We start from the raw sequence: 21816 nt of genomic DNA, 5'->3' as shown, positions 1-21816 counted from the left end.
CGGTTCCTGTACCGCCCAGAGGGCGGCGTTACGGAATCTGTCATAATATCTGTGTGAGTAGAGGAGTTTTTGTATGATTAAATCGCATAAATCGCCAACTGTAACAGCCTTAGCCTTGGGTATGATATTAGCAAACGGGCTGCTTCTTAATAGTAGGATAGCACCTGCATTTGCTCAAGCTAGGTTTAAAGATGTTCAAAACCATTGGGCCCAAGCTTGTATTGAAGATTTGGCTGAGAAAAAAATTATTAGTGGCTATTACGAAGACGGAACTTTTCGCCCAAATCGCCCCGTTTCCCGCGCCGAATTTGCTGCCATTGTCCGCAGGGCTTTTCCCAATGCTAAGCCAGTTCGAGATGCCATGATTTTTGTGGATCTTCCTACTGATTATTGGGCTTACAAGTCGATAATGGAAGCATATCAGACGGGATTTATTTCTAGCTACAATGGTAGTATTTTTAATCCTACTCTTAATATTCCTCGCTGGCAAGTGGTGGTATCTTTAAGTAGCGGTTTAAGGTATTCCCCGACGCAACCGGTGGCTGACATTTTGAAGGCGACTTTTGATGATGCGGCCGACATTCCCGATTTGGCAAAAAATGCGATCGCGGCTGCTGCTGAAAAACAGCTTGTTGTTAATTATCCCAATGTCAGACAACTTAAACCAAATCAAGATGTAAGTCGGGCAGAAGTAGCTGCATTTCTTTGCCAAGCTGTGTCTAAATCTGGTCAATCGGCTTTAGTTCCTTCTCAATATATTGCCCAAGTTCCCGCAGATATTCAACCAACTAAAACAGAGATATCAGAATTTGGTAAAGTTAGGGCAGAATTTTCTTATCAGCAACAAGGTGAAGATGGTAAAAACTTGCGGATAAAAATTAGCAGGGAAGGTCAAATATTGCTTGATGAACCTGTACTCGTACCGACGCGATCGCTTGCAGGTAACATAGATCAAAAAGCAACAGAGGAAATATCAAAGGGGCTTTTATTATCTCTACGAGTGCGAGATTTAGATGGCGATGGGGAACCAGAAGTATTAATAGATTTGGTGTCCGCTAAAAGCAGCGGTGATAGCATCCGCAACAATTATTCCTATATTTATCGCTACGAAACAATACCTAAGAAATATACACTTACTCAACATTCTTGGGGGAATGTCAATTATGAACTTGAGGATTTAGATCGAGACAATATCTTAGAATTTAAAAGTCAAGATGGAAGATTCAGAGAAGTATTTGCTAATTATACTGATTCTCGATTGCCTTTGCAAATCTGGCAATATCGTCAAGGTAAGATGTTAGATGTTACTAAACAATATCCCGTACAAGTTTACACTAATGCCTCTGAACTTTGGGTAGAAAGTAGCACTCGTCAAAGCAATAATCAAGATATAAAAGGTGTGTTAGCAGCTTACCTAGCTAGTAAGTACGTTCTCGGTCAAGAAGCGGAAGGCTGGCAATTGGTTGAGAAGATTTATCAAGGTAGCGATCGCGCTCAATTTTTTGGACAATTACGCCAATTTTTAGCTAGCAATGGCTATGCTAGCGGTCAAAATACTGCTGATAATAAGCCTCAAGATCGGCCAGATACTAAACTTCAAGCTCAACCAGAGACTAAACCTCAAGATAAACCAGATACTAAGCCTCAAGATAAACCAGATACTAAGCCTCAAGATAAACCGGATACTAAGCCTCAAGATAAACCGGATACTAAGGACAATGAAACTGATATCGCGCCTAAATTAGTCCGCATTTTACCTGGTAGCAAAAACCCAATTTTCTCTGTCGCAATTAGCCCAGATGGTAAAACTTTAGCCGCCAGCGGTAAACAGGAAATTAAACTTTGGAATCTGGAAACAGGAGAAATATTAAATACCTTATCGGGCCATGAAGGTAATGTTTGGTCTGTAGCTATTAGTCCAGATGGGCAAACTTTGATGAGCGGTAGTGGCGATGGTAGCGCGATTTTGTGGGATATTTCTACTGGGGAAATCCGACGAAATCTATCCCATACAGGGGGGTGGATTAATGCAGTTGGTTTTAGTTCAGATAACAAAACTGCGATTAGTTGCAGTCACAATAAGGGGATTAATTTGTGGGATGTTACTACTGGAAAACTCCTGTATAGTCTCGATGGATTTAACCCGATGGCGATCGCTTCTCAAGGGCGGGTTTTCGCCAGCAGCGGCGGGCCTAGCGAGATCAAGCTATGGGATGTGGTGACGGGGGCACTTCGCAGTACCCTTGCGGTTCCAGCGGTGGCGGGAGGCGGAATTAAGGCGATCGCTATTAGTCGGGATGGGTGGACTCTCGCCCACGCGATGTCTGGAAATTCTCGCATCCAAGTCTGGGATTTGCGGAAGCGACAAGCGCTTTATACCCTAGACGGACATTCTGCGGGGATAGAGGCGATCGCGATTAGTCCCGACGGACAAACTTTGGCTAGTAGCAGTAGCGATCGCACTCTCAAACTATGGAATCTACGTACCGGGAAACTAATGCACTCAATGGAAGGGATGGGTGCGATCGCCTTCAGTCGCGACGGGCAAATTCTTGTTAGCGTAGGTAAAGATAATTCTATTCAAATTTGGCAAATGAGTGACAAAGTTGGGCAAAGGTGAGTAAGTTTTTTCAGAAATTACGCGCGATGAGATTAGAAACCGGGTTTCTGAGTAGAATCTCCGTAGAGAATCGAATATTTGTCTGAGAAACCCGGTTTCTGTGCGTGTCAACTACTTTGCGATCGCAGTCAAAGTAAGCAGTCCGTTTATTGCCATCAATAAAAGGATGATTCATCGCTAAATGGTAGAAATAAGCAGCAGCTTGATCCTGAATTGTTGGATGCAGCAACTCACCACCGAAAGTTGATTGTGGTTGAGCTAAAGCAGACTCCAGCAAGCCTTCATCCCTAATACCCTGACTCCCACCAAATTTTTCAATTTGTCTGGCATGGATAATTAAAACCATGCTTTTGTTTAGAAAATTAGGAATTAGCAAGACGGCGATAAACCTCCTCTCTTTCGCGTTCCGAATCTAGATATGCCTGCCATACTTTTGGGTCTATTTCTGGTTGTGGCTTAGCCTTTAGGGAACGCACAAAGTCAAGTACCTCTTCTAATATATGCTCTGGTACTTGGTCAATTTCTTGGAGCAGTAGGTCTTTAGTAGTCATTTTTCCCAATCGATTAGCATACTAAGTAAGGATGGCGATCGCCAACAATCATTTTAGCCTATGAGAAATATCGCTGTTTGCAGCGATCGCCCACCTTACGTTTAATTATATCCATTTACTTACTAGCTTACTACAAAACTTATAGAAAACGCAACTTACCAGTAAAATTTTATACTCAATTCCTCTTCTAACTTGTGATTATACGGTTGAAAAAACTCACTCAATCGCCCATGAATAGCATCAATCGGTGGCTGATAAACCCCAGCATTATACTTCTCGTAATCAGCAAGTTGATAATCTGGCAAACCTAAAAATGCAAAAACCTGTTGAAGTGCAATAGCCGGATTAGCATAAAAATCTTCACTCCGCAAAATTAAGAACTGCTCTTTGGGAAAAAGCCTCATCCACCGTCTGATACTATAAACATAAAGACTCTTATCAATGTACTCGCACTGCTTCCAGTACATTGCATTTTCTAAATCCATTTCATTGGCATTTGCTAGCACTTCTATTTCAACGTTCATCGCCTCTTCAAAAGATCGCTTTTCCGTTCCCCGCCTCACCCACATTTGATAATGAGAAAAAACTCTGGCTACAGGATTTCTCAGGATCAGAATTAGCTTAACTTGCGGTAAAAATTGGTGCAACCTTTGAGCCGCCAGCGGGTAATTCAAATAAGTAGGAGTCGCCTCGCCTGTCAACAACTTATGCGTATCTATTTTTGGAAAAAAATGAGCATCATACCAAGCCATTCCCCGATGAAAATGCTCTGAAAAAAAACAGATTTCTTTCTCGGCAGGCGCTAAAATCTGAGGATGAGCAGTTATATATCTGTAAAGAGAAGTAGTGCCACATCTAGGAGAACCGATGATAATAAAATCTGGTTTTCGCAACTTCTCAAAATCACAATTTACTTGCGCGAGTTCTGGATTAGATGCTAAAGTTTGCTTGTAAACAGCAGTTTTATAAGTAGCGATCGCCTCCTCAATTTTCCCTTGTTTCGTCAGCGCTGCTGCCAAATTAACATAAACTAAAGGAAAGTTAGGTAAAATCTCAATAACTTGGCGATAAAGACTAACTAGATCGTCAATTAAACTAGAATTATTGGGAAGTGGTACATACCGTAAAGGAAAGTAAGCAAGTGTAAAATTGGGTTGTAGAATAATCGCCTTTTGCTGAGCTGCGATCGCCTCTTCTAATTGACCATTTTGTTGTAGCGCTTTCCCCAAATTGTGGTAAGCTAAAGGCGAATCAGGGTTTACTTCAACCGCCTTTCGGTAATGCGCGATCGCCTCCTCTAATTTTCCCTCTAACTTCAGCGCATCTCCCAAAGCACAATAGTCCAAATTCATGCCGGAATCCTATAATAACCGCGCATCATCACCTTAATATCCAAATGCTTCTTATCCGCAGTAGTAGCATCGTGAATCATATTCTCCGTAGGCGCAATGTAAGCCTCGCCTGGCGCTATTCTCAGCTTCACCACAGGATATTCTGGATAGCGCCTCATAAATTCCTCATTCGCCGATCGCATCCAATTTTGTTTAATTCCCTCCTCGCCACCTCCCAACATCTCAAATAAAGTCATTTCTGGGAGATTAATAAATAAAAAATAACGGTCTTCAAGACCCAAATTAACACAAATACGATTAGTTGCTTCGTACTTGCGATTCAACGGTAATTTATCCCAATTATCAGTATGCAAACCATTATGGCAGCCGCGATTTTTATCAATTGTTGACGTAGCTAATCCCGACGGCATTCCACCAATACCATTAATAGCAGGCGGACAACTGGAGAGACATAAGGGAGCAAAATAGTCGATAATCTTAGTTAGAGCTTCCTGGCACTTGTCGCGGATGCCAAAAGCCTTTAATTCTTCTTTAGTTGCGATCTTACTAATACCTTGTTCTGCAAATGAAGCTAACACTTCTGTTGGCAAACGTACAATTCCTACACCAGCATAATTCGGCGGTGGTTCCTCTGTCCAGAGCAGTGCCAACTCCTGTGCAGTTGGTTCTCTCCAAGGCTCTTTAGGCACAAAAGCACCATCGCAATAACCAGCACTTTCTGGCAGAATTTCCCTTGCTGCGATCGTACCAGAACTTAGCCACACTCTCGGAATTTCACTGTTATCCTTTGGACTACACTGAAAAATCTTAATTCCCTCGCGAAGATTAACCATTTTTGAGTATCCAAAATTGGAATATAACGGTTAACGGTTAACCGTTAACCGTTAACCGTTAACAGGTTAGTGCGTACAGTGCGTACAGTGTGTACAGTGCGTACAAAGCCCTGCTACCTCAAATCCTTCTGCTGTTGGAAATTGCCAGAGAGTTTGCGTTAAAGTTGTAGGGTCAACTTCCGGTCTAGGAACAGATGAAAACGTTAAGATGCGCCCCTCATCATCTGTATTTTCCACTAGAATTTCACCCTTAGCAATTTTAATTGCATCCCGGTGTAAAATGCTGATGCCAAACATATCAGTCATTCCCAACTCAGACAGCTTAGCTGCAATTGCGGTGAGAAATTCTTGATTGTTGACAACTGCTTCTGAGCGTTCAACTACCGCTGCTACCTGCTCAGTATTGCGGACAAATTCTAACGGAAACCAAACCCACTCACCAGATACTTGATTGTGTTCAACCTTCCACATATAGGGAATAGCATCGCTATATTCTGTGGTCGGTTTAATGTAAGAGTTGTTACCCTCAAACTCTTCAACTAGCCGCTCTTCAGCAGAAAGGTTGAAGTGTTTGTGAAGCAAGCATATACCAACTTGTTTTTGTAAGCCGTAGCTGCGGATCACCGCGCCTAACTCTGTCAGGTTGTCCTTGACTAATTCAAGTTGGTCTCTGACTGTGAAAAAATCCTCTAAACCATCGAAAATTTCGGGTTTGTAAGCTGTTAGCATACGGGTTTAGGTTTCCTTGCAGATTAATATCTACAGTCGAAGATATTTTGGATTTTGCCAAATGTCAATAGTTGAGGAAAGATAAAAGTTTAAATAATTGTGAAGCTTATAATGAACCATCGCACACCGATTATAAAGAATTGCAAATAGCGATCGCTCTGTGTCTATGGTAAAATAGAATTTAAAATTGCTTGTTTCTGTCTCAAAAATGAGATAAAATATTTACCCGCGCATTTGACCCTCAAAAGCCACGAGATCCTGACTATGCCAACAGTGAACAGTGAACAGTTAACAGTTAACAGTTAACAGTTAACAGTTAACAGTGAACAGTGAACAGTTAATAAATCTGTTCCAAGCGGCGAAAATCCCGCTCAACTTCTGCCCAAAGAGCGCGGTTGTGAGGATCGGTACGCAGAGCTTTTTTCAGGTAACTTCTAGCTTTCTCAACCTGGTGTTCGCCGATCAAATGACGGCCCCAGCGCTGATAAGCGATCGCTTGCCACTGGCGCACCTCTACATCGTCAGGTATTCGCTGCGCCAAACCTTCTACCAATGCGATCGCGCGCGGGAACCTCTGATATTTAAGCAACTGCTGTAACTGTAAATAAGAATCCCGCTTCAGCTTTTGTTCAGCTTCCGACAGCGCCACAGGATCTTGAATAGGTCGCTCTTTACGAGTCACCTTAACTGCCTGTGATTGAGGTCGCGCCGCCACCGAATTCGGTGTCGAAACAGGCTGTTTCTTAACCTCCTTAACATCAGGCGGAGCAATTTCTAAAAGGAACTTATAAGCCTCAGTAATGGCAATAAACTTATTCTTGGCTTGCTCGTTCCCAGGATTTACATCTGGATGCAATTCCCTAGCTAATCGCCGATAAGAAGCCTTAACTTGCGACAGACTCGAACCCGATCTTAACCCTAACTGCCGATAATAATCTGCAATATCCATTTCAGTGAAAACAGCACAACCAACTTAATAATTCCTGAAAATTATGACAGACAATACATAAGTATCAACTTAAACAAAAATCTGTCAGGGAGTTTAGTCCCTGACCGACTGGAAGTTTAACCTTAAGTTGACACCAAATAGCCTAAGTACGCTCTTCAATCACCTGGTCAATGAGACCATATTCCTTAGCTTCCGCAGCAGACATGAAATAATCGCGATCGGTATCCTTCTGAATCTTTTCCAAAGTTTGACCCGTCCGCTTAGCTAACATTTCATTGAGTTGTTGTCGCACTCTCAAAATTTCCTTAGCTTCAATTTGAATGTCTGTCGCTTGGCCGCGCGCACCGCCCAAAGGCTGGTGGATCATAATCCGTGCGTGAGGTAAAGCCAACCGCTTACCCTTAGTCCCTGCGGCTAATAGGAAAGCTCCCATTGAAGCTGCTTGACCAACGCACATAGTAACCACTTCAGATTTAATGTACTGCATGGTATCAAAAATAGCCATACCAGCCGTAACAGAACCCCCTGGCGAATTGATATAAATGAAGATCGGCTTAGTAGAATCATCAGAATCTAGGTATAGCAAATACGCAACAATTCTATTAGCCAAACCGTCAGTTACTTCCTGACCCAGAAAGATAATTCGTTCCTGACTGAGACGAGTGTAAATATCAATCCACCGCTCATATGTACTACCGGGGAGACGGTATGGAACACTAGGGACACCAATAGGCATAGGACTCTACTTGTTGTTGTGAGGGTGAACAAAATTTACTTAAGAGCAGCCAAAGGTTTAGGCAAGTCCTTGGTACTTTCTAAAACGCGGTCTAGCAAGCCGTATTCTTTAGCCTCAGCCGGTGTCAGATAAAACATTCGATCCATGTCTTTAGCTATCTTCTCTACAGTTTGACCAGTATTTTTAGCGAAGATTTCCACAACAGTTCTCTTGTTTAACAAGACTTCTTGAGCCATGATTTGGATGTCAGTAGCTTGACCTCTACCACCAGTTTTGGATTGATTCAAAACTATGGTAGCGTGAGGCAAGCTTGCCCGGAATCCTTTTGTACCCGCTGACAGAATCATCGCCGCCGTCCCCATAGCTTGACCAATACAAATTGTATGGACGGGAGGCTTGATGTAACTCATCGTGTCGCAAATAGCAAAAGCTTCAGTTTCCAAGCCAATTGCGTAGCCCTCATCTCCCCAAGAAGTGCCGGTGGAGTTGATGTAAAAATAGATCGGCTTTTCGGGGTCGTCAAATTGCAAATAGAGCAGTTGAGCAATAATTAGCTCAGTTACATCCATGCCGACACTCCGCTTAATCTCATCTGAGGAAAACAGAGGCATCCCCAGATAGACAATCCGTTCCTTCAACAACAGCGATTCTAAATCCGGCGGGGGCGTGCGGTAGTTCGCATCCCCATAGTAAGACGATTGCATAGCTTTAATGGGTGAGTTGATACGGAGTTGTCGGTAGAGCTGGTGGAGCTATCCTAAAGAAATAGTAGCGTAACCTTAAGGTACACCGCTTGACACTCCCAGCCCTAAAAGGGATAGGATTTTTGAGAGTTAGGCAAACCTAACGCCCAATGGCTTTGCCAAAAAGCCTTGCTTACACTCGCTGGTGGCCCAGGTTGTGCTTACTTGGTGTTTGTGGTTGGTGGTAGGAATTTGCTTCCAAAACTCAAATTTGTGAGTTTGTCGATCCATCCATAAACTAATTATGCCTTGTGGTCTTGACTTGACGGCGGCTAAAGCCGCAAAAACTTCTGCCATGCCTTTAGGCGATGGGTTTCCGTTTTGGAGGTCTTTATGAAAGTTAGTTTACAGTCTGCTCTCAACGATACCAACCTCGACGCAGCAGCGCCCTCGACGCAACGTCAGCTATCCATTTCGATTTCTGCCACCGCCGCTGCGATCGATCGCAGGGTACCATTAAATCTGTGCCTGATCCTCGACCACAGTGGCTCTATGGGTGGCAGACCCCTCGATACGGTGAAACAGGCGGCGGGCAGACTGGTGGACAGGTTGAACCCAGGGGATCGCCTTTCTGTGATCGCTTTTGACCATAAAGCCAAAGTCATTGTCCCCAACCAATTTATTGACGATCCCACCAGTATTAAAAAGCAAATTGACAAGTTAAGATCCTCTGGTGGCACAGCAATTGATGAGGGATTAAAACTGGGAATTGAGGAAATGGGGAAAGGGAAATCTGAAACGGTTTCCCAAGCTTTTTTATTGACTGATGGCGAAAACGAACACGGCGATAATAACCGTTGTTTGAAATTAGCAAAACTAGCTGCTGACTACAATATGACGCTGAATTCTCTAGGATTTGGCGATGATTGGAATCAAGATATTTTAGAAAAGATTGCCGATGCAGCGGGCGGTACTCTTGCTTATATTCAGCGTCCAGAACAAGCAATAGACGAGTTTGGCCGCTTGTTTACCCGCCTTCAATCTGTTGGGCTTACTAATGCCTATTTACTATTTTCTCTTTTGCCAAAGGTGCGGTTAGCGGAACTAAAACCGATTGCTCAAGTTGCGCCGGATACGATAGAATTGCCAGTCCAGAAAGAGGGCGATCGCTTGATAGTACGATTGGGAGATTTAATGAAGGATGTCGAGCGAGTAGTGTTGGCTAATCTTTATATTGGACAATTGCCAGAAGGTAGGCAAGCGATCGCGCAATTACAAGTCCGCTATGACGATCCGGCAGTTGGTGAATCTTTACTTTCCGATCCAATAGCAGTTGAAGCTAATATTATGAGAGTTTATCAGCCAGCACCAAACCAACAGGTACAGCAACATATTTTTGCCTTAGCCAAATATAGACAAACTCAAATAGCTGAAACAAAATTGCAGCAAGGCGATCGTGCTGGCGCTGCTACAATGTTACAAACTGCTGCTAAAACTGCATTGCAAATGGGCGATAAAAGTGCTGCAACGGTATTACAAACTTCTGCTACTAGATTACAGTCGGGAGAGGAATTATCGGAAAGTGAGAAGAAGAAAACTCGGATTGCATCTAAAACAATTTTAAAGTAAAAATTTCAATTTCTGAGTTAATGTAGTAGCGATTTTAATCCCTTAGTTAATCTACTAAAACAATATCTAGGCGATTTCAATCGCTACTACACAAACAAAGTCCGCCTACGCGGACTTAATGAGGCTAGGATATTAACACGATCGACAAGGAATCTCCATATGAGCCAGTCTATATCGGATCGAGTACGTTGGACTACTGCCGATCTGGAACTCTTGCCAGATAACGGCAATCGCTATGAAATTATTGATGGGGAGTTATTTATGACAAGAGCACCACATTGGGGTCATCAAAGAGTTTGCGGAAATGTTTATCAAGAACTTAATTCTTGGTCGCGAGAAACAGGTTTAGGGCAAACTGCAATCAATCCTGGTATTATTTTTACTGATGCGGATAACGTGATACCTGATGTAGTTTGGGCGAGTAATCAACGTCTAGCTATCTTATTAGATGAAGCCGGACATTTGACCGCTGCACCTGAGTTAATTGTAGAGGTATTGTCACCCGGTGCGGATAATGAAAGACGCGATCGAGAGTTGAAATTAAGGCTGTATTCAACGCGGGGAGTACAAGAATATTGGATCATTAATTGGCAGTTACAACAAGTTGAAGTTTATCGTCGGGAACAAGCAAGTTTAAGATTAATTGCTACCCTGTTTGGTGAGGATGAACTTACTTCGCCTTTGTTACCTGGTTTTACTTGCAAAAGCGCTCAAATTTTTGCTTAATTTTTAGGTACGTAGTTGCGCTTCAGCGCTCTTTGTGCCTACGAAAGAGCGCTGAAGCGCAACTACATACCTTAATCATTATTTAGGAGGATATTGAGTTTTCACATATTCCTTAATGACAGGTTGAAGAGTGAAAAGTAAGATTTTAATCTCGGCGGTTGAAACCGCGTCTACACAGACAAAACCCGCCTACGCGGCTTAAATTCTTACAGTCCGCGAAGGCGGACTTCGTTTGTGTAGATGCGATTTCAATCGCCGAATTTAGCTGCTTTTTGAGATAATTTGAAGTTTAGCTATTTTTGAGTTATTCTGCGTAGGCGTAGCCAGCCGAAGGCATCGCTCCTATCTTCCCTCTTCCTTCTGACACCAATTATATGCAATGCTAGTTAATTGATTAATTGAATATTCCAAGAATGTCTATCATTTCCACTGTCACTGTTACTGTTCCCGCTACTACTGCCAATCTAGGGCCTGGTTTTGACTGCATCGGGGCCGCTTTGACTCTGTACAATCATTTCCACTTTTCCCTATTAGAAGAAGCGGAAACGCTTAAAATTACTGCTACAGGTAAAGAAGCCGCAAAAGTCAAAACTGATGATAGCAATCTCGCTTACCAGGCCTTTGTGAAATTATACGAATATCTCGGTCAGTCCCCCCCTTCAGTGGCAATTGAGATTAGTTTAGGAGTACCGCTGGCAAGGGGTTTGGGAAGTTCTGCAACGGCGATCGCGGGTGGGTTAGTCGGGGCAAATTATTTAGCTGGGGAACCCCTGACTCCCGTAGAAGTGATGCAGTTGGCGATCGCGATCGAAGGCCATCCCGATAATGTTGTCCCCGCTTTGTTCGGCGGGTGTCGCCTTGCTGCTACTAAAGGAGAACCCCCCCAACCCCCCCTTACCAAGGGGGGGCAGGGGGGGTGCAATTGGGAAATTTGCGATATCCCTTGGCATTCAGATATTGTCCCAATAGTAGCTATTCCTGATTTTGAACTATCTACCGCTGAAGCTCGTAAGGTTTTGCCCACAGAGTATAGCAAAGCCGATGCGATTTTTAATGCTGCCCATCTGGGTTTGTTAGTGCGGGGGTTGGGGACTGGGAATGCAGACTGGTTGCGATCGGCAATGCAAGATAAAATTCATCAACCTTACCGCCAATCTTTAATTAAAGGATATTCCACAGTGCGGTTCGCGGCGATCGCAGCAGGCGCTTACGAAATGGTAATCAGCGGTGCAGGCCCCACACTTTTAGCTTTAGCCAGTGCCGATGTTGCAACCGCAGTCGCCGCAGCAATGGCCCAAGCTTGGCTGCAAGAAGGAGTAACACCAGAAGTGCGATCGCTTTCCCTCGATACTCAAGGAGCAAAAATTTCCACCTAATAGCTATTAACCATAAAAAATGCCGCTATAACTAGCGGCAACTTTATTAACTAAAAACTAAGAACTAAAAATGAAATAATTACCATTTTTAATTTTCAATTCTTAATTTTTAATTCTTTAGCAATCGTAGTAAAGACCAAACTCATAAGGATGAGGACGTAAGCGCATCGGGTTGACTTCATTATCCAACTTGTAAGAAATCCAAGTATTGATAAAATCTTCCGTAAACACCCCTGGCTCCGTCATAAAAGCGTGGTCTTTCTCCAGTGCTTCCAACGCCAATTCCAAAGAACCGGGAGTCGAAGGTATCTTGCTTAACTCTTCAGGGCTGAGGTCGTAAATATCCACATCCAAAGAGTCACCAGGGTCAATTTGGTTCTTGATGCCATCTATACCTGCACAAAGCATTGCTGCAAAGGCCAGATAAGGATTCGCCGTCGCATCTGGACAGCGGAACTCCAACCGTTTTGCCTTGGGATTTCCTCCCGACAGAGGAATACGAATCGAAGCAGAGCGGTTGCCTTGGGAGTAAGCTAAGTTCACAGGAGCCTCAAAACCGGGAACTAGACGCTTATAAGAGTTAGTGCTGGGGTTAGTCAAAGCCAGCAAAGCAGGTGCGTGCTTGAGCAGACCACCAATGTAGTGCAGTGCCATCTGACTCAAATTCGCGTAGCCGTCGCCCCAAAATAGGGGTTTGCCGTCTTTCCAGATGGACTGGTGGGTGTGCATCCCGGAGCCGTTATCGTTAAATACCGGCTTCGGCATAAAGGTGACTGTTTTGCCGTATTTCTTAGCAACGTTCTTAATGACATATTTATAGGTCATTAGGTCGTCAGCAGCCTTGATCAGGGTACCAAACCGGAAACCGAGTTCGCACTGACCGCCGGTGGCAACTTCGTGGTGGTGCTTTTCGATGGGTACGCCGCATTTGGCCATCGTTAGCAACATTTCCGTCCGCATATCTTGGGAGGTATCCGTCGGTGCGACGGGGAAGTAACCTTCTTTGTAGCGGGGTTTGTAGCCTAAGTTGCCGCCTGGTTCTTCGCGACCAGAGTTCCAGCGACCTTCTACGGAGTCTACATAGTAATAGCCGCTGTGCTGGTTTTGGTCGAAGCGCACATCGTCAAAAATGAAGAATTCGGCTTCAGGGCCAAAGAAGGCTGTATCGCCAATGCCTGTAGTAATTAGATAATCTACAGCTTTTTGGGCAATGGTGCGGGGGTCGCGGCTGTAAGGTTCGCCAGTCCGAGGTTCGATGATGCTACAGATAACGCTCAGAGTGGGTTCTGCCATGAATGGGTCGATCCAGGCAGTGGTGGGATCGAGTACCATCGCCATGTCTGATTCATTGATCGCTTTCCAGCCGCGAATGCTAGAACCGTCAAAAGGCACGCCGTCGGTGAAGGCCGTTTCGTCGATTTGGTCTTGGTAGAGGGAGAGGTGTTGCCAGATCCCTGGCGTATCAATAAACTTGAGGTCGATGATCTGGATGTTATTTTCTTTAACGTAGTTTAAGAACTCTTGTGGGGTCTGGAACATTAACTTAACTCCTTATGTTAGTTATTTCTCGGCGATCGCAGATTCTTTGACAGACGATTTGAGCGATCATAGGCATTCAACCGTTATAAGGTTGTATTTTTCGATACAAAAGCTTAGTATGATAGTTGGGACTCTTGTAAATATTCAATAGCTTTGTTAGGACTTAGGCAACCGATCCCCTAAAATCATATTTATTACAGCAGGTTAAAATCTGCGACAGCCTTTTATACCTGGCCTTTAGGCGCGGGGTTTTAGGCAGTTGCCAAAATACATAGGTTTGTCTAGGTTTTCTCAGAATTTGACGAAAACCAACAATAATTGTGATAAACTGGGGAAACGCTTGATTAGTGCGGGTTGCTAAAGCTTACTGGGTGTGAAAACCACAGAAAAACACTTGGCACAAACTAATCATCAAAAAATCAAATATTTCAAGTCCTCTGCTAATCAAGGCAGTCTCTAACTGGGAAGAGTAGGCCAACCTGAGCAAAAAGGGAAGCATATAGCACTTGCTCTAGGCAAAACATAAACCGCTAAGTTTGATTTACAGATTTCTGTAGGTTTTTAGAAGCGGTTTTCAATTTACTTTCTATAAAGCTTGTTGGGAGAGAAATTTCATGCGGGATGCAGTAACCAGCCTGATTGGAAATTACGATGTGACGGGTCGGTATCTAGACCGGGATGGGATTGAGCGGTTAAAATCCTATTTTGAGACGGGTACTGCACGAGTGCAGGCGGCAAGAGTGATTAATGGCAATGCTGGAGCCATTGTTAAGCAAGCTGGAACGCAGCTCTTTGCGGAACAGCCGGAACTGATTCGTCCGGGTGGAAATGCCTACACTACTCGCCGCTATGCGGCTTGTCTGCGGGACATGGACTACTACCTACGTTATGCTACTTACGCGCTTGTAGCTGGCAATACAGACGTACTCGACGAGCGCGTGCTTCAAGGCTTGCGGGAAACTTACAATTCGCTGGGAGTTCCAATTGGGCCGACGGTTGTAGGGATTGGTATCTTAAAAGATATTGTCAAGGCAGAAGTGGCAGCAGCGGGAATTGAAACTGGGGCTTTCTTGGATCAACCTTTTGATTACATGATCCGTGAGTTGAGTGAGAAGGATATCTAGTTGATGCAGGTGGCGATCGCGTCTCCGCTTTCCTACCAATTATTTAACAGAGTGGAAGGTAGCTGAGGGGAAAGAAAATCGCTGTTACGCAGTGTAAGTAAGTTTGGAATAGAGCGATCGCACCTTTGGCACCGCAGCTAAAGAGCGATCGCTCTCTTGCTTGGGCTCTTGGGGCGAAACGAACTTTTTTCTCGTTATTATTGTCTTTAAAACTCTTCAAAGCAGCCCCACACCAGACATTTGTCGAGGGGCATTTTGGTTTGGCGGAGATCGACTCGCTCGGCGGTGGTTACTTCTACTTCCCCATTAGGATAAAGAATGTGAATAATATCGCCGCTGAAAATAGCGATCGGGTTTTCTTGGCTTTTGCAGGGGTTTTCTAGAGGAAAGTTAGTGAAAGTTTGCATAGCTTTCGGGGAAATATAAATCTATAGGGGTTTGACGTTCTATGTTCCTATCATCAGCTAAATTCTAAAGCTTCTATGTGATCCTACGGAGTCTGGTTTGTGATTGCAATCTATGACGTAAGTGATCGCTATCACTGAAGGTAGGATTGAGGCTCGAAATAGGTTTGAGTGGGCAAAACTCGGAGGTAAAGCACTTCTATCTTGAGAAAGATTTATTTATATAAACTGTCAAAACTTTAGGCTAGTTTTAGCAACTCTATCTAAATAAACTCACTTGATTAAATGTAAAATACGAATGACTAAAAAACTGGCTTTATTCTTTCGACTTATCAAATAAAATTCCTTGGCTAAACAAAGACTGGACGCATTATTGGTAGACTTAGATTTGTGTGCCTCAAGGCAACAAGCTCAACGTTTAATTAGGGCTGGGGAAGTGACAGTTAATCAGCAAGTGATTGACAAACCAGGTACCGAGGTAGACATTCTTGCTGTCATTAAAATTAAAGAACGCCCTCCCTATGTTTCCAGAGGCGGCGAAAAACTAGCTAAAGCTTTAGAAGTTTTTAATATTCCCGTAGCAGACAGAATTTGCCTCGACGGGGGGATTTCCACTGGGGGTTTTACCGACTGTCTACTGCAAGCTGGTGCTATCAAGGTTTATGGTGTAGATGTTGGGTATGGTCAAGTTGACTGGCGGTTACGAAACGATTCTAGGGTGATTTTAAAAGAACGCACTAATTTGCGGTATTTGACACCTGCGGATCTTTACGGAGAATTACCTCTAGAGGATGAGGGAAATTATGCAGATTTAGGCGTAGCGGACGTATCGTTTATTTCCCTGACAAAAATTTTACCTGCACTATCGCAGCTATTAGTGTCGCCAAAGGAGTTAGTATTGCTGGTGAAGCCACAGTTTGAAGTAGGGCGATCGCGCATTGGGAAAAAAGGTGTTGTGCGTTCTGCGACTGACCAAGCGGATGCAATTTACCAGGTTTGTTGTGCCGCGATCGCTTTAGGATGGGAATATCGCGGCTTAACTTGGTCGCCTTTAGTTGGCCCTGCTGGTAATATTGAATATCTTCTCTGGTTACGGATGGATAATTCTGCTGTGGTTAACACTTGTGCGATCGCACTACCAGTTGACAAGCAACAGATTATAGAAATCGCCCAAACGGCCCAACGGGAACTGGCCAATCCCACCTCTAAGCACTCAATCACCTGATAGTTCCATGCCGTTATTAAAACTACTAGGCCTAATCTTACTCTATATTCTAGGCGCTTTTGCCTATGTTGCCTGTACAGTTACTCTTGTTAGCATAGTAATCTTAATCAAAGTAGCAGCTCTGTTATTGGCAGACAAATTATTATATCCCATATTTATCGTCGGAGATTTATTTAAAGGCATAGAAGTTGTCGAATTATTAAATATCTTAGTATTTGCTATTCTTGGCATGGGTTTTGGGGTTGCTACCGTTCTTTTATATCCGAAATTAGGTCGTCAAACCAGCGCTATTTTGTTAATAATTTCTGTACCATTAATTTTCATGAGCACCCCGGTAGTTAGATATAATATTTGGCTACAATCTGTCGGAGTAGAAGAGACTTTATCACCAGAACAAGCAGAAAAATTAACCAACTCTTTTTTAAACAACAGAGTTGGAAATGAAGGTTTTCTTGGTTTCTACTTATATACAGCACAGTTTCCAGTTCTCCCTACTAAACAAGTTCAAATGAATGACTTAGATAACTTTGAAAAAAAAGTTAACTCAAAATTTGTTCAATTAACAGGAGTACCGCCAACAATTGTTTCTTGGTTAATGGCAACTTGCTTTTGGTGTCTGCGAATTTTTTACTTTTCTATAGCTGTAATTGCCACAATTTCTCATTTTCGGGAAGGTTTAAGAATTGCTAAACGGTAATTGTTAGTTGTTGGTTGTTAGTTGTTAGTTGTTAGTTGTTAGTTGTTAGTTGTTGGTTGTTAGTTGTTAGTTGTTGGTTGTTTAGTCATTAAAAATCAATCAATAATAATATCTTCCGACGGCTCTTTCTCTAAATTGTGCCGCCAGTTAATATCAGGAATGCGTTCAAAAGCTTCTCTAAGAGAGACCTCCCACATCTTCCGAATCTCCGCCAAATAAGGATCTCCCAGACGCAATAACAACCGATTCCGAACAACTAAGCTATCGGTTTCATACATCACTAAATTAATCGGCGGCCCTACAGAAATATTCGATTTCATCGTAGAATCAATGGATAGCAGAGCACATTTAGCTGCACCTTCTAATGGAGTTTCAAAACTGAGAGCCCGATCTAAAATAGGTTTGCCATACTTAGCCTCTCCAATTTGCAGAAAAGGAGTTTCCGAAGTGGCTTGAATACAGTTACCTTGACTGTAAATCATAAACAATTCCGGTTCTTGACCCTTAATTTGTCCCCCCAAAAGTAGACTGCATTTAGCATCAATCCCGTCCTTCTTTAGCCAAGCTTGGTCGATTTCAACCATAGAACGAATTTTCCCTCCAATATAGCGGGCCACTTCGTATAAGGAAGGAAGAGTATGGAGGTTCATATCCGCGGCTACTTTAATATCTTTATTCAGTCCACTAATTACCCCTTGAGTCATGGACAGGTTGCCTGAAGTACAGACTAAGATTACCCGTTCCCCCGGACAGGAAAAATCAAATAATTTTTGGTAAGTTGAGATATAATCAACTCCTGCATTAGTCCGCGAGTCAGCAGCCATCACCATTCCATAGCGGGTAATAATTCCAAGGCAATAAGTCATATCGATTTTAGATTTTGATTTTACATTGTGGGATATTTTGTTTCCCGCCTTCCCATTCTCTCATCTAATTGAATTTTTCTTTGATTTTTTTTACCTGTTTTTGAAACTCTGCGCCTTTTTGGGGCTCGACCATTGCCACAAAGTTAGCAAAGCCTTGAATTGAGGCGATGACATCAGAAGAATTACCCCAGTGTTTACCTTCGGGGCCATCTTTTTCTATTTGATACAATGTAGCACGAAAGCGTTTTAGCTCTTTTTTAGCAATACTGGGGCGGTCATTGACGACCACTCCTGTAACTTCTTGTTGTCGATTTTTTCGCAGGATTCTAGTTTTTTGTTGATTAATTGTAAACCCTTCGTGAGTGACAATTGATTCTGTACGTTTGAGAATATTACAAATATGGCGAAGGCTATCACCTGAAGCGGAAAACGTTAGGTCATCGGCGTAGCGAGTGTAAACAAATCCTACGTCTTCAGCCATTTTAGTCAGGCGGCTATCGAGACGGCGACACATTAGATTTGTAATAGCTGGACTTGCAGGGGAACCTTGAGGTAAGTGGCGTTCTGTTAATGCTACAAAGTATGTTTTGCCGTCTATTTCTACTTGTTCAATTTCGGGTTCTGTACACAGCAAACCGAAAATTGTTGCGGCGGCTTCTGAATAGCCAAAGGATTGAAAAAGTCCTTTGACTCGCTTATAAGAAATTGATGGGAAAAAGTCTTTGAGGTCGAAGTTGATAATAACTTCTGCTCTAACATGAGGTAAGGCATTTGTAACAATTGAATGGTAGGGACGAAAGCCGTGAGCTGCTGCGTGCAGTTCCATTTTTTCTAGTATATTAGTAAGAATCCAATGCTGTACTTTTTTCAGGCGCGGCATAGGTGCAGAAATGAGGCGATTCCCGCCTGTTTTCTTAGGGATTTTGAAGCGGATATAATGGGAGATTGTGGAAGTTTTGCGCGAAAAAGCGAGAAAGCGTAATTCTCCGATGCTAATGTTGATGGCGGTGGCAATTTCTTCGGCGGTATTGCAAATGGGTAATCCATAGTTTTGTAAGCGTTCGATTTCGGCGTTAAAGTTATTTAATCCGCCGGATATACCATCACCGAGATAGAGAATTTCTTGCTGTTTTCTCTGTTGCCAATTTTCCGCTTTTTGTTGTCTTTCTCTTTCCCGGCGTTCTTTTGTTTCCTGCTGCTTTCGCCGCGATTCTGCTAACCGTTGCTGAAGTGCTTGTTTGCGGAGTGTCTTTTCATTTTGGAGTTGATAACTTTGCTGCTGGAGTTCATTAAGTTCTCGCCTAATTTCTCCTTCGCGACGAATTTCATCGGCGGGATCTTGCGGAATCTCGCCTTGGGCGGGCCAAAATCCATAGCGGATCATTTCTTCAAGAATGAATTCTTCTCTACCAGTTTCTCGGATGCGATCGTATAGTTCTTGGCGGGTACGTGGTTGGTCTGTCATAAGAAGGAAGAAGGAAGAAGGAAGAAGGAAGAAGGAAGAAGGAAGAAGGAAGAAGGAAAATTTAGATGTTTTAGCGCTAAAGTGCAACTAGATAAGAGGTTTTACCGCTAAAGCGCAAATACATACCTATTTTCGGCGGTAAATCCAATATAGCCCAGAACAACCAGGCTCTGAAGAAGCGATCGCGCGATCGCACTTGTAAGCCCCGGAGAATCATTCTTTCTACGGGGTTTACTTTTAGGCGGATAATTCACTACAGTAAAAGTTCAGTCTAAAATCAGTTAACGGCTTCCCTACAGGCATTGTAGGTTTGCTGTAAGGCCCTCAGCAGGAGTTTTACCTTAAATGTGCGGAATCGTTGGCTATATCGGCACCCAAGCAGCAAGTGAAATATTACTGGCGGGGTTGGAAAAACTGGAATACCGGGGCTACGATTCGGCTGGCCTCGCTACGATCTGGGAAGGGCAAATTAATTGCGTGCGTGCGAAGGGTAAACTGCATAATCTGCGGGAAAAGTTAGCTGGGGCGGAAACTCCGGCCGCGATTGGTATTGGGCACACTCGTTGGGCGACTCACGGCAAGCCAGAGGAGTATAACGCCCACCCGCATCTGGATAGCGATCGCCAGGTGGCGGTAGTCCAAAATGGGATTGTGGAAAATTATTGGGAGTTAAGGGAAGAGCTCAAGGCTAAGGGACATAAGTTTATCTCGGATACGGATACTGAGGTGATCCCGAATTTAATTGCTGAATTGATGGTAGAAGGCAGGAGGCAGAAGACAGAGGGGGAAACGGGGAATGATGATTCCTTAGAATTGGCTGATTCAGAGGCTTTTTTAGAGGCAGTGTTAGCGGCGGTGAATCAATTGCAGGGAGCCTTTGCGATCGCAGTTCTCTGTGTAGACTATCCCGATGAGTTAATTGTAGCAAGACAGCACGCTCCTCTGGTCATTGGCTTTGGTTCTGGAGAATTTTTCTGTGCTTCTGATACCCCTGCATTGTTGGCCCACACCCGCGCCGTACTATCTTTGGAAAATGGGGAATTGGCAAGGTTAACGCCGATGGGTGTTGAAGTTTATAACTTTGCTGGCGAGAAGCTGAAAAAAAGCCCCCGGATATTGGGATGGAATCCAATTCTGGTTGAAAAACAGGGCTTTAAGCACTTCATGCACAAGGAAATTTACGAACAGCCGACAGTTGTGCGTGATTGTTTGGAAGCTTACGCAGATAGCGAGTGGATGGGCAATGGGCGATCGCCAATTCATCTGGGTTTACCAACTGAATTATGTGCTGATTTGGAACATATTTCTATTTTAGCTTGCGGCACTTCTTGGCACGCTTCCCTGGTAGGAAAATATCTTTTAGAACAGTTAGCAAATATTCCCACAACAGTGCAATACGCTTCTGAATATCGCTATGCACCGGCACCGCTGACGGCAAATACTCTGACAATTGGTGTTACTCAGTCAGGTGAAACTGCTGACACGCTGGCAGCTTTGGGCATGGAAGAACAGCGCCGTGCTGGTTTTACTGACAAGTTTCGAGCTAGAATGCTAGGCATTACTAATCGACCGGAAAGTTCCCTTAGTCATACAATTCCCCACATTATTAATACTCATGCCGGGATGGAAATTGGGGTTGCTGCTACTAAAACTTTTGTCGGTCAATTGATGGCATTTTATTGCTTAGCTTTAGATTTAGCTTATCAGCGACAAACTATCAGTGAAGGTAGATTGAAGGAAATTATGGCTGGTTTGCGACAGTTACCGATTGAAATGGAGAGGTTTTTAGAGATTCAGGAAAGGCAGATTGAGGAACTTTCCCACGAGTTCAATGAAACGCGCGATTTTATCTTTTTAGGGCGAGGAATTAATTTTCCTATTGCTTTGGAAGGGGCTTTGAAGTTGAAGGAAATTAGTTATATTCATGCTGAGGGTTATCCAGCAGGGGAGATGAAACATGGGCCCATTGCCTTGTTAGATGCTAAAGTGCCGGTGGTGGCGATCGCTATGCCTGGTAATGTTTATGAAAAAGTGCTTTCTAATGCCCAAGAAGCTAAGGCGCGAGATGCCCGTTTAATTGGGGTAATGCCCAAGGAACTTTTGACTGGGGCAGATGTTTTTAATGATGTTTTGCCTGTGCCGATGGTGGATGAGTTACTGTCACCAATTTTGACAGTAATCCCCTTGCAATTGTTGGCTTATCACATTGCGGCGAGGCGAGGTTTGGATGTCGATCAACCGAGGAATTTGGCCAAGTCGGTGACGGTAGAATAGGAAGAATAATGTTAACAGTTAACAGTTAACTGTTAACA

General features: G+C 43.5%; 22 protein-coding genes. 8 read left to right on the top strand and 14 right to left on the bottom strand.

Features of this window, described 5'->3' with window-relative positions:
* Positions 1-73: 73 nt before the first annotated feature.
* Complete coding sequence (locus tag PY364_RS02090) at positions 74-2620, top strand: S-layer homology domain-containing protein (RefSeq protein ID WP_275520058.1); 2547 nt, start codon at positions 74-76, stop codon at positions 2618-2620.
* Positions 2621-2630: 10 nt separating this feature from the next.
* Here the strand turns inward: PY364_RS02090 and PY364_RS02085 are convergent, their stop codons facing one another.
* The 9 genes from PY364_RS02085 to PY364_RS02045 all read right to left on the bottom strand — a co-directional run bounded on the left by PY364_RS02085 (position 2631) and on the right by PY364_RS02045 (position 8810).
* Positions 2631-2966, bottom strand: coding sequence for a Fic family protein (locus PY364_RS02085; RefSeq protein ID WP_275520057.1), 336 nt, complete (start codon positions 2964-2966; stop codon positions 2631-2633).
* Positions 2967-2982: 16 nt separating this feature from the next.
* Complete coding sequence (locus PY364_RS02080) at positions 2983-3171, bottom strand: DUF2281 domain-containing protein (RefSeq protein WP_275520056.1); 189 nt, start codon at positions 3169-3171, stop codon at positions 2983-2985.
* A 155-nt stretch (positions 3172-3326) separates the two neighbouring features.
* Positions 3327-4523, bottom strand: coding sequence for a tetratricopeptide repeat protein (locus tag PY364_RS02075; protein WP_275520055.1), 1197 nt, complete (start codon positions 4521-4523; stop codon positions 3327-3329).
* A complete protein-coding gene (locus tag PY364_RS02070) occupies positions 4520-5356 on the bottom strand; it encodes a hypothetical protein (protein WP_275520052.1) in 837 nt (278 codons plus the stop codon). Before PY364_RS02070 ends, PY364_RS02075 begins: the two co-directional genes overlap by 4 nt.
* A gap of 66 nt (positions 5357-5422) precedes the next feature.
* Positions 5423-6085: a glycerol-3-phosphate ABC transporter substrate-binding protein gene (locus tag PY364_RS02065; protein ID WP_275520050.1), complete on the bottom strand. Its 663-nt coding sequence runs from the start codon at positions 6083-6085 to the stop codon at positions 5423-5425.
* 337 nt (positions 6086-6422) lie between these two features.
* Positions 6423-7034, bottom strand: a complete 612-nt coding sequence (locus tag PY364_RS02060; RefSeq protein WP_275520048.1) for a J domain-containing protein — start codon at positions 7032-7034, stop codon at positions 6423-6425.
* A gap of 142 nt (positions 7035-7176) precedes the next feature.
* Positions 7177-7770, bottom strand: a complete 594-nt coding sequence (locus tag PY364_RS02055; RefSeq protein ID WP_275520046.1) for an ATP-dependent Clp protease proteolytic subunit — start codon at positions 7768-7770, stop codon at positions 7177-7179.
* 35 nt (positions 7771-7805) lie between these two features.
* The gene (locus PY364_RS02050; RefSeq protein ID WP_275520059.1) at positions 7806-8495 is read right to left on the bottom strand and encodes an ATP-dependent Clp protease proteolytic subunit; all 690 of its coding nucleotides are present in this window, start codon (positions 8493-8495) and stop codon (positions 7806-7808) included.
* A gap of 108 nt (positions 8496-8603) precedes the next feature.
* Positions 8604-8810 carry a hypothetical protein gene (locus tag PY364_RS02045; RefSeq protein WP_275520044.1) on the bottom strand — a complete coding sequence of 69 codons (207 nt, stop codon included), beginning with the start codon at positions 8808-8810 and terminating at the stop codon, positions 8604-8606.
* A 36-nt stretch (positions 8811-8846) separates the two neighbouring features.
* On the opposite strand from PY364_RS02045, the gene PY364_RS02040 reads away from it, so the two are divergent.
* The 3 genes from PY364_RS02040 (at position 8847) to thrB (ending at position 12184) form a co-directional block, all read left to right on the top strand.
* Positions 8847-10082 (top strand): VWA domain-containing protein, encoded by a 1236-nt coding sequence (locus tag PY364_RS02040; protein ID WP_275520042.1) that lies wholly within the window; start codon positions 8847-8849, stop codon positions 10080-10082.
* A 159-nt stretch (positions 10083-10241) separates the two neighbouring features.
* Complete coding sequence (locus PY364_RS02035; protein WP_275520040.1) at positions 10242-10808, top strand: Uma2 family endonuclease; 567 nt, start codon at positions 10242-10244, stop codon at positions 10806-10808.
* A 413-nt stretch (positions 10809-11221) separates the two neighbouring features.
* The gene (gene thrB / locus PY364_RS02030) at positions 11222-12184 is read left to right on the top strand and encodes a homoserine kinase (protein ID WP_275520038.1); all 963 of its coding nucleotides are present in this window, start codon (positions 11222-11224) and stop codon (positions 12182-12184) included.
* 117 nt (positions 12185-12301) lie between these two features.
* Here the strand turns inward: thrB and glnA are convergent, their stop codons facing one another.
* The gene (glnA, locus tag PY364_RS02025; RefSeq protein ID WP_275520036.1) at positions 12302-13723 is read right to left on the bottom strand and encodes a type I glutamate--ammonia ligase; all 1422 of its coding nucleotides are present in this window, start codon (positions 13721-13723) and stop codon (positions 12302-12304) included.
* 614 nt (positions 13724-14337) lie between these two features.
* Here glnA and apcB point away from each other — a divergent pair.
* Positions 14338-14847 (top strand): allophycocyanin subunit beta, encoded by a 510-nt coding sequence (gene apcB, locus PY364_RS02020; protein ID WP_275520034.1) that lies wholly within the window; start codon positions 14338-14340, stop codon positions 14845-14847.
* 206 nt (positions 14848-15053) lie between these two features.
* Here apcB and PY364_RS02015 read toward each other — a convergent pair whose 3' ends face one another.
* Positions 15054-15254, bottom strand: a complete 201-nt coding sequence (locus PY364_RS02015; RefSeq protein WP_275520032.1) for a hypothetical protein — start codon at positions 15252-15254, stop codon at positions 15054-15056.
* 343 nt (positions 15255-15597) lie between these two features.
* Between PY364_RS02015 and PY364_RS02010 the strand changes: the two genes are divergently transcribed.
* Together PY364_RS02010 and PY364_RS02005 are read left to right on the top strand one after the other, a co-directional pair.
* A complete protein-coding gene (locus PY364_RS02010) occupies positions 15598-16476 on the top strand; it encodes a TlyA family RNA methyltransferase (RefSeq protein ID WP_275520030.1) in 879 nt (292 codons plus the stop codon).
* 7 nt (positions 16477-16483) lie between these two features.
* Positions 16484-17173 carry a hypothetical protein gene (locus tag PY364_RS02005; RefSeq protein WP_275520028.1) on the top strand — a complete coding sequence of 230 codons (690 nt, stop codon included), beginning with the start codon at positions 16484-16486 and terminating at the stop codon, positions 17171-17173.
* A 95-nt stretch (positions 17174-17268) separates the two neighbouring features.
* Here PY364_RS02005 and PY364_RS02000 read toward each other — a convergent pair whose 3' ends face one another.
* The 3 genes from PY364_RS02000 to PY364_RS01990 all read right to left on the bottom strand — a co-directional run bounded on the left by PY364_RS02000 (position 17269) and on the right by PY364_RS01990 (position 19721).
* Entirely contained in the window at positions 17269-18039 is a 771-nt protein-coding gene (locus tag PY364_RS02000; protein WP_275520026.1) for a proteasome-type protease, read from the bottom strand.
* A gap of 64 nt (positions 18040-18103) precedes the next feature.
* Positions 18104-19504, bottom strand: a complete 1401-nt coding sequence (locus tag PY364_RS01995; RefSeq protein WP_275520024.1) for a reverse transcriptase family protein — start codon at positions 19502-19504, stop codon at positions 18104-18106.
* 76 nt (positions 19505-19580) lie between these two features.
* Positions 19581-19721: a hypothetical protein gene (locus PY364_RS01990; RefSeq protein ID WP_275520022.1), complete on the bottom strand. Its 141-nt coding sequence runs from the start codon at positions 19719-19721 to the stop codon at positions 19581-19583.
* A gap of 128 nt (positions 19722-19849) precedes the next feature.
* Between PY364_RS01990 and glmS the strand changes: the two genes are divergently transcribed.
* Positions 19850-21778 (top strand): glutamine--fructose-6-phosphate transaminase (isomerizing), encoded by a 1929-nt coding sequence (gene glmS / locus PY364_RS01985; RefSeq protein ID WP_275520021.1) that lies wholly within the window; start codon positions 19850-19852, stop codon positions 21776-21778.
* Positions 21779-21816 lie beyond the last annotated feature (38 nt).

Origin of the sequence: Kamptonema sp. UHCC 0994, assembly GCF_029167235.1 — a bacterium.
Lineage (GTDB): Bacteria > Cyanobacteriota > Cyanobacteriia > Cyanobacteriales > Microcoleaceae > Kamptonema.
The sequence above is the reverse complement of the archived record's forward strand: the minus strand, read 5'-3'. Positions and strand labels throughout refer to the sequence as shown.